Source organism: Tardiphaga sp. 768_D3_N2_1, from assembly GCF_052076105.1.
Lineage (GTDB): Bacteria > Pseudomonadota > Alphaproteobacteria > Rhizobiales > Xanthobacteraceae > Tardiphaga.
Genome location: NZ_CP197245.1, coordinates 616,741 through 631,523 on the forward strand (window position 1 = coordinate 616,741; position 14,783 = coordinate 631,523).

Sequence of the window (14,783 nt, forward strand, 5' to 3'; positions counted from 1 at the left end):
ATGCTAAGGCGTGTGGCGGCGACGGTCGCAGCAACGGGCTTTATCTCCCTCCTTGCCCTCACCTCCCCCGCCTCCGCGCAGCGCGCTGCGTCCTGTCACAACGGCCAGAGCTTCGATCAATTCCTCGCCGGGCTGAAACAGCAAGCGGTTGCTGCCGGGGTGTCGCAGCGCGCGATGGCGGAAGCATCGCCCTATCTCGTCTACGACCAGGGCATCGTCAATCGCGACCGTGGCCAGCGGGTATTCGGACAATTGTTCTCGCAATTCGCCGGCCGCATGGCGGCGGATTACCGGATGCAGAACGGGCAGCTCAAGATCAAGGCGAATGCCGCGGCTTTCGCACGCGCCGAGAAAGAATATGGCGTGCCGCCGGCGGTCATCGCCGCGTTCTGGGCGCTGGAAAGCGACTTCGGCGTACAGATGGGTAATCTGCAGACGCTGCGCTCGCTGGTGTCGCTGGCCTATGATTGCCGGCGCTCGAAGATGTTTCAGGACGAGACCATCGCCGCACTCAAGATCATCGATCGCGGCGATCTGTCGCCAGCCGAGATGATCGGCTCATGGGCCGGCGAACTCGGCCAGACGCAATTTCTGCCGACGCACTATTTCAACTATGCCGTCGACTATGACGGCGACGGCCATCGCAACCTGCTGCGCAGCCCCGCCGACGTGATCGGCTCTACCGCGCACTACATTTCCACCGGGCTGAAATGGCGGCGCGGCGAACCGTGGCTGCAGGAGGTGCGCGTCAGCGAGAACATTCCGTGGGACCAGGCCGATCTCACCATCCAGTTGCCGCGTGCAAAATGGGCGTCATTCGGTGTCAGCTATCCCGACGGACGGCCGCTGCCGAACGACACCATGCCGGCCTCCTTGCTGCTGCCCATGGGGCGTCATGGCCCGGCATTCCTCGCTTACGCGAATTTTGCCGCCTATACCGAATGGAATAATTCGCTGATCTATTCGACCACCGCAGCCTATCTCGCCACCCGCATCAATGGCGCCTCCAAGATGCGACAGCCCTCCGCTCCTGTCGCGCAGCTGTCACATCCTGAGTTGCGCGAGCTGCAGCAACTGCTGGTCAAGCGCGGCTTCACTGTCGGCAAGATCGACGGTATCCTCGGCCAGCAGAGCCGCACGGCGGTGAAGGCGATGCAGGTCAAATTCGGCCTGCCCGCGGATTCCTGGCCAACGGCTGAATTGCTCGTGGCATTGAAATCCGGGCGGTAAATTTCTTCTCTTTTGTACCGTTGGGGCGGTTGAATTCGGCCGGCCGCGCCCCAAGTCCATGCAACAGCATCTTTCTCCGCGTCCCTGCTGTGCCTCGAAACGCATCACAAAAGAGCATCCTCATGCCGTTCTATGATTCCGTCGTACCCGCCTATCTGCAGATGCTGGGCAGCCTGTCCGCGATCCTCGACAAGGCCGAAGCCCACGTCACGGCCAAGAAGATCGAGGCCGAAACCCTGCTCGGCGCGCGGCTCTATCCCGACATGCTGCCGCTCTCGCGCCAGGTCCAGACCGCCTGCGATCAGGCCATGCGTGGTTGCGCCCGGCTGACCCAGAACGAGCCGCAGTCCGTTCCGGACACTGAGAAGACCTTCGGAGAATTGAAGCAGCGGCTGGCCAAGGCGATCGACTATGTGAAGGGTTTTACGCCCGCCCAATTCGAAGGCGCCGACACCCGCGAGGTGACGTTTCCGATCGGCGGTGGCAAGACCACGACCATGACGGGCCAGCAGTATCTGAGCAGCTTCTCGCTGCCGAACTTCTACTTCCACGTCGCCATTGCCCACGGCATTCTGAGGCACAGCGGCGTCGAGATCGGCAAACGCGATTTCCTCGGCGCGTAGTAATACCTGCCGTCACCACAGGATATTTCACTACACGCAGGCCGATGGAAAGATCATGATCATTCAGTTCCCCATCGCTACGACTGCTTTATCCTGAACAAAAGACAGGCAGCGCAAGGGCATTGCCAAGGCGCTGCGTGATGCCCAACTCGATCTCATCCTTCATCGAATGGAACATTCCTATGAGCGCGTCCAAACTGTTTGAGCCCTATAAACTCGGCAATATCACCCTTTCGAACCGCACGGCGATGGCGCCGCTGACGCGCAACCGCGCAATCGCCGGCAACGTGCCGAACCCGCTGGCGATCGAGTATTACGGCCAGCGCGCCAGCGCCGGTCTCCTCATCACCGAGGGCACGCCGGTGTCGCAACAAGGCCAGGGCTATCAGGATGTGCCCGGCATCTACACCAAGGAGCAGATCGCCGGCTGGAAGAAAATCACCGAAGCCGTCCATGCCAAGGGCGGTCACATCTTCATGCAGATCTGGCACGTCGGCCGCGTCTCGCATGTGAGCCTCCAGCAGAACGGCGGCGCACCGGTGGCCCCCTCGGCGATCCGCGCGAACACCAAAACCTATGTCAACAACAGCTTTACCGACGTTTCCGAGCCACGTGCGCTTGAACTCGGTGAAATTCCGGGTGTGATCGACTCATTCGCCCGCGGCGCAGCCAACGCGATCGAGGCTGGTTTCGATGGTGTCGAGATTCACGGCGCCAACGGCTATCTGCTCGAACAGTTCGTACGTGAATCCACCAACAAGCGCACCGATGCCTATGGCGGATCGATGGAAAACCGCGCCAAACTGATGCTGGAAGTGGCCGCGGCCGTTGCCAGGGAGATCGGCGGCGACAAGACCGGCATCCGCATCTCACCGGTGACGCCGGCCAACGATGCCGCCATCGATAGCGAGGCCCAGAAACTGTTCGACTACATCACCGACGGGCTGAGCGCCGAGAAGCTGGTCTATCTGCATGTGGTCGAGGGTGCGACCGGCGGTCCGCGCGACAATGCGCCGTTTGACTACGCCAGCCTGCGCAAACGTTTCAAGGGCACGTATATCGCCAATAACGGTTTTGACCTGGCGCTTGCCGAGAAGGTGCTCGCCGCCAATGCCGCCGACCTGATCGCCTTCGGCAAGCCGTTCATCTCGAATCCGGATCTGGTCGAGCGCCTGAAGTCCGGCGCACCGCTGAACGAGCCCGACAAGGCGACGTTCTATGGCGGCGGCGCGAAGGGATACACAGATTATCCGACGCTGGCGGCTGCGAAGTAAGATAGCGATCATCGAAGAAATAAAGGCCGGGATCGCTCCCGGCCTTTTGTTTGTTCAGGAAACTCGCCTCAATTCGCCGACGCGCGCTTCTGCGGCGGGGTTGCAGGCCACGACTTGATCAGCGTGTCGTAGTCCACGGTCTCGCCCTTCGGCTTCTCGTTCGCCAGCTTGCGCTGGGGCGCGATGTTGCCGTCCTTGGCCGACTTCGCATACCAGAACTCAGCGGTTTCCTTCTTGTTCAGCTTCGGTCCGCATTCGCCCTGAACCTTGGATCGTTCAAGACGTTCGAGCACAGAATCCTGCGCTGCGGCCAGCGAGTCCATCGCCTGCTGCGGGGTCTTCGCACCGGACGATGCGTCGCCGATGTTCTGCCACCACAACTGTGCCAGCTTCGGATAGTCCGGAATGTTGTTGCCGGTCGGCGACCACTGCACGCGGGCTGGGGAGCGATAGAACTCGACCAGACCGCCGAGCTTCGGCGCACGTTCGGTGAACGACTTGTCCCAGATATCGCTCTCACGGATAAAGGTGAGACCGACATGGCTCTTCTTCAGCGACACCGACTTCGAGGTGATGAACTGCAGATAGAGCCACGCCGCCTTGCGGCGATCGGCTGGCGTCGACTTGAGCAGCGTGCCCGAGCCCACATCCTGATAGCCGAGCTTCATGCCTTCCTTCCAGTAGGAGCCTTTCGGCGAGGGAGCCATGCGCCATTTCGGCGTACCATCGGCATTCATGACCGCAAGACCCGGCTTCACCATGTCGGCGGTGAAGGCGGTGTACCAGAACATCTGCTGAGCGATATTGCCTTGTGCCGGCACGGGACCCGACTCGGAGAAGGTCATGCCCTGAGCCTGCGGCGGAGCATACTTCTTCAGCCAGTCGAGATATTTCACAATGGAGTAGACGGCGGCTGGGCCGTTGGTGTCGCCGCCGCGCTCGATAGACGAGCCGACTGGACGACAGCCTTCCATGCGAATGCCCCATTCATCGACGGGCAGACCGTTCGGAAGACCCTTGTCGCCGTTACCGGCCATCGACAGCCAGGCGTCGGTGAAGCGCCAGCCAAGCGACGGATCCTTCTTGCCATAGTCCATGTGGCCATAGACCTTGACGCCGTTGATCTCCTTGATGTCGTTGGTGAAGAACTCGGCAATGTCTTCATAGGCCGACCAGTTCACGGGCACGCCGAGATCGTAGCCATATTTGGCCTTGAACTTCGCCTTGTAGTCCGGATTGGTGAACCAGTCGTACCGGAACCAGTAAAGGTTGGCGAACTGCTGATCGGGCAGTTGGTACAGCTTCTTGTCAGGCGCCGTAGTGAAAGGCGTACCGATGAAGTCCTTGATATCCAGCGTCGGGCTGGTGACGTCCTTACCCTCGGCAGTCATATAGTCCGACAGCGCGATGGTCTGGCCATAGCGGAAATGCGTGCCGATCAGATCGGAGTCATTGATCCAGCCGTCATAGACGTTCTTGCCGGACTGCATCTGGGTCTGCAGCTTCTCGACCACATCGCCTTCCTGGATCAGGTCGTGCTTCAGCTTGATGCCGGTGATCTCGGAAAACGCCTTGGCCAGCGTACGCGATTCATATTCGTGCGTGGTGATGGTTTCGGAGACGATGTTGATCTCCATGCCCTTGAACGGCTGAGCAGCCTTCTCGTACCACTGCAGTTCTTTCAGCTGCTCTGCCTTCGACAGCGTCGATGGCTGGAATTCGCTGTCGATCCACTTCTGAATGGTCGCGTCGTCGGCCTTGGCCGGCGCGGCGAGCAACGCAGTCGCCGTGATCAACGCAGCGGCGCTGGTCATCATGATATGGCGCGTCGGGCGACGGGCCTGTGTCGTCAGGTGCCTCATAACTTCCTCCCTCACTTCTGTTTCAGGCCCGGGTTCATCCCGGGACTGCAGTCAATGCCGGTCAGACGGTGCGAAAGATCGCCACCGCCGAGACCAGCGAAATCAGAGTCGCGAACCACAAGTCCGAAATTTCAACGCCCTCCTCACCGATCGGCAATGTCGCGATCGGGTCGCTACCGATGAAGCCGATCCAGAGCAGATGGATCACGGCCGCAGCGATCAGCGACAGGAACAGCCGGTCGCCTCGTGTGGTGGGAATGCGCAGGATGCCGATACGTTCGGTTTCGGGATAGGCAACTGCGAGCCATGTCATGGTGCAGAGCGTAAGCGCCAGCAGGCCGAAGAAGATCGCCGTCGGCGGCGTCCAGGCCATCCATGCGATGTTTTCCATGGCGACCTCCTAGACCCGGCCAAGCGCGAAACCGCGCGCGATATAATTGCGGACGAACCAGATGACGAGCGCGCCGGGAATGATGGTCAGCACACCGGCGGCGGCGAGCAGGCCCCAATCCATGCCGGAAGCCGACACGGTACGTGTCATGACCGCCGAGATCGGCTTGGCATTCACCGAGGTCAGCGTGCGCGCCAGCAGCAATTCGACCCAGGAGAACATGAAGCAGAAGAAGGCAGCGACGCCGATGCCCGATGCGATCAGCGGCACGAGAATCTTCACGAAGAACTTCGGGAATGAGTAGCCATCGAGAAACGCCGTCTCGTCGATCTCGCGCGGCACGCCTGACACGAAGCCTTCGAGGATCCACACCGCGAGCGGCACATTGAACAGGCAATGCGCCAGCGCGACGGCCCAAGGCGTATCGAACAGGCCGATGGCCGAATAGAGATTGAAGAACGGCAGCGCGAACACGGCAGGCGGCGCCATCCGGTTCGACAGAAGCCAGAAAAACAGATGCTTGTCACCGAGGAAACGATAGCGCGAGAACGCATAGGCCGCGGGCAGCGCGAAGGAGATCGACAGGATGGTGTTGATGATGACGTATTTCAGCGAGTTGATGTAGCCGGAATACCAGCTCTCGTCGGTGAAGATGCGGATGTAGTTGGCCAGCGTCGGCTGATGCGGCCATAGCGTCATCGTCGAGACGATCTCGTTATTGGTCTTGAAGCTCATATTCACGAGCCAATAGATCGGCAGCAGCAGGAAGATCAGGAACAGCGTCAGGATAATACGGCGTCCGGGGATCGTATGCATCAGACCGCTCCCTCGGGTTTCGTGTGATCGACGCCGGCATTGGTCATCACGGTGTAGAACACCCAGCACACGATCAGCACAATCAGGTTATAGACCAGCGACAATGCGGCAGCCTTGCCGAGATCGAACTGTCCGAGCGCGATCTTGACCAGTTCGATCGACACGAAAGTGGTCGAATTGCCGGGGCCTCCGCCGGTGACGACGAAAGGCTCGGTATAGATCATGAAACTGTCCATGAAGCGCAGCAGCACACCAATCAGCAACACGCGGTTGAGCTTCGGCAACTGGATGGCACGAAACACTGCCCAGCGTGAGGCTCCATCGATCTGCGCTGCCTGATAATAGGCATCGGGAATCGACTTTAGCCCGGCGTAACACAAAAGAGCGACGAGGCTGGTCCAGTGCCAGACATCCATCACGATGACCGTGGCCCAGGCATCAAACTCGTTCGACACATAATTGTAGTCGATACCCATGTGATTGAGCGTATAGCCGAGCAGACCAATGTCGGGACGCCCGAAGATCTGCCAGATGGTGCCGACCACGTTCCATGGAATCAGCAGTGGCAGCGCGAGGATCACAAGGCACGCGGCGACGCGCCAGCCCTCGCGCGGCATCGACAGCGCAACGAGAATGCCGAGCGGCACTTGAATGGTGAGAATGATCGCAGAGAAAGCCAGATTGCGCAGCAGCGAGGCGAAGAAGCGACTGCCGAGATCGCTGGAGGGATCGAGCAGCTCCTTGAACCAGCCGACGCCATTCCAGAAAAACTGATTGTTGCCGAAGGTGTCCTGCACCGAATAGTTCACCACCGTCATCAGCGGCAGCACCGCGGAGAACGCCACAATGAGAAAGACCGGCAGGACGAGGAACCAGGCTTTTTGATTGACGGTCTTGTCCATCACGCAACCCCTTCGACAAGGCGGCTGTCGGCATAAACGTGCACCCGCGCGGGATCGAACACCAGCCCGACATCACTACTCGGGACCGAAAATCCCTGGGGTACGCGCGCAGCGAATTTGACGCCGCCGATGCGGACGCGCGCAAAACTGATGCGACCAAGATCATCGACGCGCTCGACTTGCGCCAGCAGCAAGCCCGGCGCGGGCGTCGCAACATGAACGAATTCGGGGCGGATACCGATTTCGATTGTGGCGCCTGCTGGCATCTTGTCGTAGCTGCGCTGCAGCGCAATGACATGACCGCCGACGCGGGCCTCGCGGCCGCTGACTTCGGCGGGCACAATATTCATGCCGGGCGAGCCAATGAAATAGCCGACGAATGTATGCGCGGGCTTGTCGAACAGCTCCTGCGGCGTACCGGACTGCACGACACGCCCGTCATGCATCACGACCACCGTATCGGCAAAGGTCAGCGCCTCGGTCTGGTCGTGGGTCACGTAGATCATGGTTAGGTCCAGCGCGCGGTGCAGTGCCTTGAGCTTCGAGCGCAGTTCCCACTTCAGCGCCGGATCGATCACCGTCAGCGGTTCGTCGAACAGCACCGCAGCGACATCGGAACGAACCAGACCACGGCCGAGCGAGATCTTCTGTTTGGCATCAGGCGTCAGCCGTGTCGCCTTACGGTTGAGATAAGGCGTGAGATCGAGCAGCTCGCCGATCTCGGCGACGCGTGCATCGATCTGCGCCTTCGGCACGCCGCGATTCTTCAGCGGGAAAGCCAGATTCTCGCCCACGGTCATGGTGTCGTAGATGACCGGAAACTGGAACACCTGCGCGATGTTGCGCTTCTGCGTCGACAGCGGCGTGATATCCTTGCCGTCGAACAGTATCTTGCCACGCGTCGGCGTGACGATGCCGGAGATCAGGTTCAGGAGCGTGGTCTTGCCGCAGCCGGACGGCCCAAGCAGCGCATAGGCACCGCCCTGGCGCCAGGTCATGGAAATCGGCTTCAGCGCGAACGATTCCGGATCGGCATCGTTGCCGCTATAGGACTGCGCGAGATCGACGAGATCAATGCGGGCCATGTTACGCTCCCTGCACAGTGTTGGGAGCGGCAACCAGACGGTCGCTGCTATCGAAGACGAACAGATTGGCGGGATCGAGCACGGCGTCGAGCATGTGGCCGGGCAGGAATTCATGCACGCCCTGCAGCACCGCAACCCAGTTCGACGCGTCGCGTTTCAGATGGACGAAGCTTTCCGACCCGGTGATTTCGGTCACGGTCACTTCCGCTGGAAATGCATGCCGTCCGGCGAGACCACTGGCGACTTCGAGCTGATGCGCGCGGAAGCCAACACGATAGCTGCCGTCGGCGAGGTTTGCGTAGAGGCCACTGGCGGGCGCGGTCGCACCGCCCGCGTAATGCACGGTGCCATTCTTCTTCTCGATCACCACCAGATTAAGCGGTGGGTCGGAGAACACTTCGGCAGCCTTGAGAGTCTCGGGATGGCGATAGACCTTGGAGGTCTGACCGACCTGCAGAATCTGACCTTCCCACAGACACACCGTGCTGCCGCCGAGCAACAGCGCTTCGGAGGGCTCTGTCGTTGCATAGACGAAGATCGCGCCGGAGGCCTCGAATATCTTCGGCAGTTCGGTGCGCAATTCCTCGCGCAGCTTGTAATCGAGATTGGCGAGCGGTTCGTCGAGCAGTACGAGATCGGCGCCCTTCACCAATGCACGCGCGATTGCCGTGCGCTGCTGCTGGCCACCGGAGAGCTGCAATGGCGTGCGCTTCAGATAGGGCTCTAGCTTGAGCAAGGCAGCGGCCTCGCGCACGCGGGTTTCGATCTCGGCCTTCGGCTTCCCTTGCACGCGCAGCGGCGAGGCGATGTTCTCATAGACCGTCAGCGAGGGGTAATTGATGAACTGCTGATAGACCATCGCCACTGACCGCTTGCGGATATCGAGACCGGTAACGTCCTTGCCATCGACCAGCACGCGGCCTTGGGTCGGCTTGTCGAGGCCGGCCAGCAGCCGCATGATCGAGGTCTTGCCGGCCAGCGTTGGCCCGAGCAGGACGTTCAGGGTGCCGCGCTCCAGGGTCAGCGAGACGTCACGGATCGTCGTGACGCCGTCCACCATCTGCGAGACATGATCGAGCGCAACGCTCATGGTCGCGCTCCTGCTTCCTGCCGTGCGTTCGCTGGCTGCGCGCGATTGGCGTCGAGCCAGGCATCAAGCGCTGCGACCTCATCTTTCGACAGACGCAGACCGAGCTTCGAGCGGCGCCAGACGATATCTTCGGCGCTCACGGCCCATTCATTGGCAACGAGATAACGCACTTCGCGCTCGGTGAGCGTTGCCCCGAAGGCCTGACCGAGATCGACCGGCGCTTTCGCGATGCCCAACATTTTCGCTGCACGCGTGCCATAGGCATGCGCCAGGCGGTTGGCATGGGCCGGCGTCAGGAACGGATAGTCGCGCAACAGCTCTGCGATGAGCGCATCGACGGCAGAGACGTCGAAATCGCCACCGGGCAGCGTGGCATGGGCCGTCCAGCCTTCCTTCGCCTTGTTACCCTTCAGATAGGGCGCAAGCTTCTGCAAGGCTTCTTCCGCGAGACGGCGATAGGTCGTGATCTTGCCGCCATAGATCGACAGCAGCGGCAGGCCGCCGGGCAGATCGAGTTCGAACACATAATCGCGCGTCGCCGCCTTGGCCTCATTGGCGCCGTCGTCGTAGAGCGGGCGCACGCCGGAATAGGTCCACACCACGTCTTCGGCCAGCACGGGTCGCGCAAGATATTCGCTGACCGACTTGCAGAGATAGTTGATTTCATCGGCGGAGATTTTCACATCGGCGGGATCGCCTTGATAATCGATATCCGTGGTGCCGATCAGGGTGAAATCGCCCTGATAGGGAATCGCAAACACGATACGACCATCGGCATTCTGGAAGATGTAGGCACGGTCGTGGTTGTAAAGTTTCGGCACCACGATATGCGAGCCCTGCACGAGGCGGACTTTCGCCTTCGCATTGACACCGGCACCGACCGCCAGAACATTCTCGACCCACGGACCACCGGCATTAACCAGCGTGCGCGCGCTGATAGTTGAGCTGTCGCCCGTCGCCGTATCCTGCACCGTGACCTGCCACATCCCGTCGGACTGCCTAATCTCGGTTGCACGCGAGCGCGTACGGATCTCGGCGCCCCGGTCGGCGGCATCACGCGCGGTGAGCACGACAAGGCGTGCATCATCGACCGAGCAGTCGGAATATTCAAAGCCACGCTTGAACCGGCCGGGCGCCAGCGGTTTGCCGGTCTCGTCGCGGGTGAGATCGAGCGTACGCGTCGGGGGCAGAAGTTTACGGCCGCCTATATAGTCGTAGAGGAACAGGCCCAAGCGCAGCAGCCAGGCAGGCCGCAGACCGGCGTGATGCGGCAGCACGAAACGCAGGGGGCGGATGATATGCGGCGCGATCTGCCAGAGAACTTCGCGCTCGAGCAGCGCATGGCGCACCAGCTTGAAGTCGTAATATTCGAGGTAACGCAACCCACCATGGATCAGCTTGGTTGACCAGGACGAGGTGCCGCTAGCCAGATCGTTCATCTCGCAAAGGAACACGGAATTGCCGCGGCCGACGGCATCGCGGGCAATACCGCAGCCGTTCACACCACCACCAATGATTGCGAGGTCGTAGATCTGACCCACCCCGTCTCCCCTCCCTGCGCCAATAGTCTGGCGCCTTCCTTCGGACGCGCCATCTTCGCTTTCAGCGATTTGGCTTTCGTTTTCGATTAAAGCACAACAAAAAACGAAAGCAATGGGGTCTGTAACGGTTTGAAGTCCCGTTTTGGGGCCCCAAACAGGCTCTAAAGTGGGGTCGGTTCGGGTTCCAGATCGTCAGAATCGTCCGCAGACCCCGGCAAGGCCGCGATCACCTGCACACCCCGGCTCCGGCAGATCTCCTGCAAAGAGGGCGGCAGGGGGACATCGGTCACGAAGGTCTGGATCTGGCTGATGTGGGCGATGCGGACGGCCGCGCTGCGCCGGAGCTTGGTCGAATCGCAGACCAGCATGACGCTGCGGGCGTTGGCGATGATGGCCTGCGCGGCCTGCACCTCGCGATAATCGAAGTCGAGCAACGCGCCCTCCTCGTCGATCGCCGAGGCGCCGATGATGGCGTAATCGACCTTGAACTGACCGATCAGCTTGATCGCTGTAGAGCCGATCACCGCACCATCGGAGCGGCGCACAGTGCCACCGGCCACGATCACTTCGATATGTGGATGCCGGTACAGCATCATCGCCACATTGAGATTGTTGGTGATGACCAGCAGGTTCTCGTGATTGGTCAGCGCGCTCGCGACTTCCTCGGTGGTGGTACCGATATTGATGAACAGCGACGAGCCATTGGGAATCTGCGCCGCGGCAGCAACGCCAATCGCCTTCTTCTCCTCGGCCGCCACGAATCGGCGCGCTTCATAAGCGAGGTTTTCGACGCCGGAGGCGACGATGGCGCCGCCGTGGATACGCGTCAGCAGGCGCTGATCGCAGAGATCGTTGAGGTCCTTGCGGATGGTCTGCGCGGACACCTCGAAGCGCCGCACCAGATCGTCAACCATCACGCGGCCAAAGGCGCGCGCGTGATTCAGGATTTCAGATTGGCGATGAGTCAGGCCAGCAGTCACAACAGCACCTCGGAGCGAACGGCTCCATGGTGCGGGTGTTGGCGGTTCGGGTCAACTTGTGCCCGAAACTCGTCGTGCCCGGGCTCGTCCCGGCCATGACGGAGTTCTTACAACTCCGCCCTGAGATTAGGGCGCGACCGCAGCAGCCTCCTGGATACCCTGCGCGAATTGAAAGGCCGCGCGTTCAGCTTCGCGCGCATTGCGAAACAACTGGCCTTCCATGGGGTTAAAACGGTGAGACGCGGCGAAGAACCTGTACCCACCGGGATCGCGAACCACGATGCCGGCTGCCTGCGACGAGACTTCGATAATGTAAGTGTCTGACATGGCGGCCCCCTTCGCGATAGGCAATGCATATTCCGGGCCACCAACAGCGCAGGGGGTATTTCGTTCCAGCCGGTGTTTAGAATTGCTCAGGTCGCGATCGTCGCATCCGGGCGCTTGATCACCTGCGGACGACCATCCTCGTCAATGGACACAAAGGTGAAATTGCCGTCGGTCACCAGGATCGGGGCGTTTTCATTGCGGCGAAGCACCCAGGCCTCGATATGCACAGTGAGTGATGTGCGGCCCATCCGCACCAGCTCCGCATGCACGGACACGACATCGCCGACATGAACGGCCTTGCGGAAGGTCATCGCCTCGATGGCGACGGTGACCGTGCGCGTCTTCGCCACCTTGGCGGCAAAGATGCCGCCACCGAGATCCATCTGGCTCAGCAGCCAGCCGCCGAAGATATCGCCATTGGCATTGGTATCGGCCGGCATTGCGACCGTTCGGATGGTGAGATCGCCGGTGGGCTCGGCAGCCAGACCCGTTGCGACCCGATTCGTTGTTTCAGTCATGAGCAGATGCTGCCCGAAGTTGAGTCATCTTGTGCAACCAATTTATTTGAATGTTTCCCAGCCGGCATCAGGGGCGAAACGATCGCCGAACTTCGCCGCCAGCGTACGCAGCGTCGCGGTGATATTCTCGGTTCCACGCGTCCGCGCATAGTTCAGCGGACCGCCGCGGAAGGGCGCGTAACCGGTTCCGAAAATCATTGCGCCATCGACCACATCGGGATTGTCGACGATACCTTCGCGCAGACAGGCGACGCAGACATTCGACATCGGCAGCACCAGGCGATCAATCATCTCCTGCGTCGGACGGGCCGTAGCGACCGCACTGGAGCTCTTCTCGGCCTTGCCGTCACGCCATGCATAGAAGCCACGGCCGGTCTTCTTGCCGAGCTCGCCCTTGTTGACCTTCTCACGCAGCCAGGCCGGCGTCGGCGGCAGCAGGTCACCGAACTTCGAGCGGAGCATGTCGCCGACAGCGAGGCAGATATCGAGACCGACCTGATCGGCCAGCTCGATGGGACCCATCGGCATGCCGAACTGTTCAGCGGCGGCATCGATGGTTTCCTTGTCGACCTTCTCCTCCATCAGCATCATCGCCTCGAGCATGTAAGGCGTCAGCGCACGATTGACGAGAAAGCCCGGCGAGCTCTTCACCGGCAGCGGCAGCCGGTCAATGGCACCGACAAAGGCCGTAGCCTTCTTCAGCATCTCCTGATTAACACCGTCATGACTGACGACCTCGACAAGCTGCAGGCGCGAGACCGGGTTGAAGAAGTGCAGGCCGAGCAACCGCTCCGGCCGCGCCAGCGTGCTGCGCAGATCCTGCAGCGGAATGCTCGATGTGTTGGTGGCGAGGATCGCATCCGGCTTCATGCGCGACTCAATGCCGGCATAGACCTTCTGTTTCAGCTCGAGCTTTTCCGACACCGCCTCGATGATAAGGTCGGCATTGCGCACACCCTCGCCATCCATGTCAGGAATCAGGCGATCCAGCGTATCACGCTGCTCGGTGCGCTTGCGGATGATCTTGTTATAGAGATCAGCTGCGCGCTTCATGGCGCCCGCAATCGGTTCGGGCTTCATGTCGGCCAGCGTAACGCGCATGTTCTGATGGGCGCACCACGCCGCGATGTCACCGCCCATGGCGCCGGCGCCGATGACATGGACATGCTTGATGCCCACGTTGCCGTCGCCGGCGAGCTTCTTCATCTGCTCGCGCAGGAAGAAGACGCGGATCAGGTTCTGCGCCGTCGGTGTCACCATCAGCCGGGCGAAGGACGCCTTCTCGGCATTGAGCATCGCCGCACGGTCGCCGCCATGTTTCTCCCACAGCTCGATCAGTGCATAAGGCGCGGGATAGTGCTCGCGCGGCGCAGCCTTGCTGGCCTCGGCGACCATGCGCGAGGCGAGAATGCCGCGCACCGGCGAGAAGTTCATGATCGGGATCAGCGCACTCGGCTTGGCGCGCTTGAGCTTGCCGAACACCGCGTCTCGCGCAGCGTTACGGACATGACGTTCCTCGGTCACCGCATCGACAAGACCGATCGCCTTCGCCTGGCGTGCGTCGATGGTCTTGCCGGTCAGCATCAGCGGCATCGCCTGCATCGGATTGACGAGATGCGTGAAGCGCGCAGTGCCACCCAAACCTGGATGCAGGCCGAGCATAACTTCCGGAAAACCGAAGCGCGCGCCGTCAATGGCGATGCGCATCTGGCAGGCCAGCGCCACTTCGAGACCTCCGCCGAGACAGAAACCGTGAATGACGGCCACCGTCGGGATCTTCAGCGCCTCGAAGCGATCGATCACCGCGTGAGCGCGGCCGATTTGCGTTTCCACTTCCAACGGATCGCTGGCGCCGCGAAATTCATTGACGTCGGCGCCGGCAATGAAGCCGGACGTCTTGGCCGAACGAACCACGATGCCGGTCGGGCGCTGGGCTTCCAGCGCATTCAGCACCTGGTCGAATTCTTCCAGCACCACAGCCGACAGCGTATTGGCGCTCGCATCAGCCCGGTCAAACAACAGCCACGCAATGCCATCGGCATCGCGCGTCAGCTTGAAGTGGCGATAGGCGCCTGACGTGTCGGGAGCCGGCCCGAGTTCGAGCACGCGATCCTTGAGAACGTCCATGATCTTGCTGTCCATGA

General features: G+C 61.0%; 14 protein-coding genes. 3 read left to right on the forward strand and 11 right to left on the reverse strand.

Going from position 1 to position 14,783, the window contains the following annotated elements:
- From AB8A27_RS02950 to AB8A27_RS02960, 3 genes are all read left to right on the forward strand, one after another.
- A complete protein-coding gene (locus AB8A27_RS02950) occupies nt 1-1,230 on the forward strand; it encodes a lytic murein transglycosylase (RefSeq protein ID WP_441244814.1) in 1,230 nt (409 codons plus the stop codon).
- Between the two features lie 122 nt (nt 1,231-1,352).
- The gene (locus AB8A27_RS02955; RefSeq protein ID WP_441240605.1) at nt 1,353-1,853 is read left to right on the forward strand and encodes a DUF1993 domain-containing protein; all 501 of its coding nucleotides are present in this window, start codon (nt 1,353-1,355) and stop codon (nt 1,851-1,853) included.
- 182 nt (nt 1,854-2,035) lie between these two features.
- A complete protein-coding gene (locus AB8A27_RS02960; protein WP_441240606.1) occupies nt 2,036-3,127 on the forward strand; it encodes an alkene reductase in 1,092 nt (363 codons plus the stop codon).
- 68 nt (nt 3,128-3,195) lie between these two features.
- Here the strand turns inward: AB8A27_RS02960 and AB8A27_RS02965 are convergent, their stop codons facing one another.
- From AB8A27_RS02965 to AB8A27_RS03015, 11 genes are all read right to left on the reverse strand, one after another.
- Nucleotides 3,196-4,941: an ABC transporter substrate-binding protein gene (locus AB8A27_RS02965; RefSeq protein WP_441244815.1), complete on the reverse strand. Its 1,746-nt coding sequence runs from the start codon at nt 4,939-4,941 to the stop codon at nt 3,196-3,198.
- Nucleotides 4,942-5,050: 109 nt separating this feature from the next.
- Entirely contained in the window at nt 5,051-5,380 is a 330-nt protein-coding gene (locus AB8A27_RS02970; RefSeq protein ID WP_441240607.1) for a DUF2160 domain-containing protein, read from the reverse strand.
- A gap of 9 nt (nt 5,381-5,389) precedes the next feature.
- Nucleotides 5,390-6,196: a carbohydrate ABC transporter permease gene (locus tag AB8A27_RS02975; RefSeq protein WP_092139726.1), complete on the reverse strand. Its 807-nt coding sequence runs from the start codon at nt 6,194-6,196 to the stop codon at nt 5,390-5,392.
- Complete coding sequence (locus AB8A27_RS02980) at nt 6,196-7,098, reverse strand: carbohydrate ABC transporter permease (protein WP_092139728.1); 903 nt, start codon at nt 7,096-7,098, stop codon at nt 6,196-6,198. Before AB8A27_RS02980 ends, AB8A27_RS02975 begins: the two co-directional genes overlap by 1 nt.
- On the reverse strand, nt 7,098-8,183 hold the full coding sequence (locus tag AB8A27_RS02985) for an ABC transporter ATP-binding protein (protein WP_441240608.1): 1,086 nt from the start codon (nt 8,181-8,183) through the stop codon (nt 7,098-7,100). The genes AB8A27_RS02980 and AB8A27_RS02985 overlap by 1 nt, the downstream gene beginning before the upstream one ends.
- Nucleotide 8,184: 1 nt before the next feature.
- On the reverse strand, nt 8,185-9,273 hold the full coding sequence (locus AB8A27_RS02990) for an ABC transporter ATP-binding protein (RefSeq protein ID WP_441240609.1): 1,089 nt from the start codon (nt 9,271-9,273) through the stop codon (nt 8,185-8,187).
- On the reverse strand, nt 9,270-10,814 hold the full coding sequence (glpD, locus tag AB8A27_RS02995; RefSeq protein WP_441240610.1) for a glycerol-3-phosphate dehydrogenase: 1,545 nt from the start codon (nt 10,812-10,814) through the stop codon (nt 9,270-9,272). The genes AB8A27_RS02990 and glpD overlap by 4 nt, the downstream gene beginning before the upstream one ends.
- Before the next feature lie 161 nt (nt 10,815-10,975).
- Nucleotides 10,976-11,794, reverse strand: coding sequence for a DeoR/GlpR family DNA-binding transcription regulator (locus tag AB8A27_RS03000; protein ID WP_244558198.1), 819 nt, complete (start codon nt 11,792-11,794; stop codon nt 10,976-10,978).
- A 126-nt stretch (nt 11,795-11,920) separates the two neighbouring features.
- Nucleotides 11,921-12,121 (reverse strand): hypothetical protein, encoded by a 201-nt coding sequence (locus AB8A27_RS03005; RefSeq protein WP_441240611.1) that lies wholly within the window; start codon nt 12,119-12,121, stop codon nt 11,921-11,923.
- Between the two features lie 86 nt (nt 12,122-12,207).
- Complete coding sequence (locus AB8A27_RS03010) at nt 12,208-12,639, reverse strand: acyl-CoA thioesterase (RefSeq protein WP_441240612.1); 432 nt, start codon at nt 12,637-12,639, stop codon at nt 12,208-12,210.
- A 42-nt stretch (nt 12,640-12,681) separates the two neighbouring features.
- The gene (locus AB8A27_RS03015) at nt 12,682-14,781 is read right to left on the reverse strand and encodes a 3-hydroxyacyl-CoA dehydrogenase NAD-binding domain-containing protein (RefSeq protein ID WP_441240613.1); all 2,100 of its coding nucleotides are present in this window, start codon (nt 14,779-14,781) and stop codon (nt 12,682-12,684) included.
- Between the last annotated feature and the right edge of the window lie 2 nt (nt 14,782-14,783).

Coding starts and splice junctions, on each gene's coding strand:
- AB8A27_RS03015 (WP_441240613.1), bottom strand. CDS start 14,781: ATGGACAGCAAGATCATGGACGTTCTCAAGGATCGCGTGCTCGAACTC.
- AB8A27_RS02990 (WP_441240609.1), bottom strand. CDS start 9,273: ATGAGCGTTGCGCTCGATCATGTCTCGCAGATGGTGGACGGCGTCACG.
- AB8A27_RS02950 (WP_441244814.1), top strand. CDS start 1: ATGCTAAGGCGTGTGGCGGCGACGGTCGCAGCAACGGGCTTTATCTCC.
- AB8A27_RS02965 (WP_441244815.1), bottom strand. CDS start 4,941: ATGACCAGCGCCGCTGCGTTGATCACGGCGACTGCGTTGCTCGCCGCG.
- AB8A27_RS02975 (WP_092139726.1), bottom strand. CDS start 6,196: ATGCATACGATCCCCGGACGCCGTATTATCCTGACGCTGTTCCTGATC.
- AB8A27_RS03010 (WP_441240612.1), bottom strand. CDS start 12,639: ATGACTGAAACAACGAATCGGGTCGCAACGGGTCTGGCTGCCGAGCCC.
- AB8A27_RS02980 (WP_092139728.1), bottom strand. CDS start 7,098: ATGGACAAGACCGTCAATCAAAAAGCCTGGTTCCTCGTCCTGCCGGTC.
- AB8A27_RS02960 (WP_441240606.1), top strand. CDS start 2,036: ATGAGCGCGTCCAAACTGTTTGAGCCCTATAAACTCGGCAATATCACC.
- AB8A27_RS02955 (WP_441240605.1), top strand. CDS start 1,353: ATGCCGTTCTATGATTCCGTCGTACCCGCCTATCTGCAGATGCTGGGC.
- AB8A27_RS02985 (WP_441240608.1), bottom strand. CDS start 8,183: ATGGCCCGCATTGATCTCGTCGATCTCGCGCAGTCCTATAGCGGCAAC.
- AB8A27_RS02970 (WP_441240607.1), bottom strand. CDS start 5,380: ATGGAAAACATCGCATGGATGGCCTGGACGCCGCCGACGGCGATCTTC.
- AB8A27_RS03005 (WP_441240611.1), bottom strand. CDS start 12,121: ATGTCAGACACTTACATTATCGAAGTCTCGTCGCAGGCAGCCGGCATC.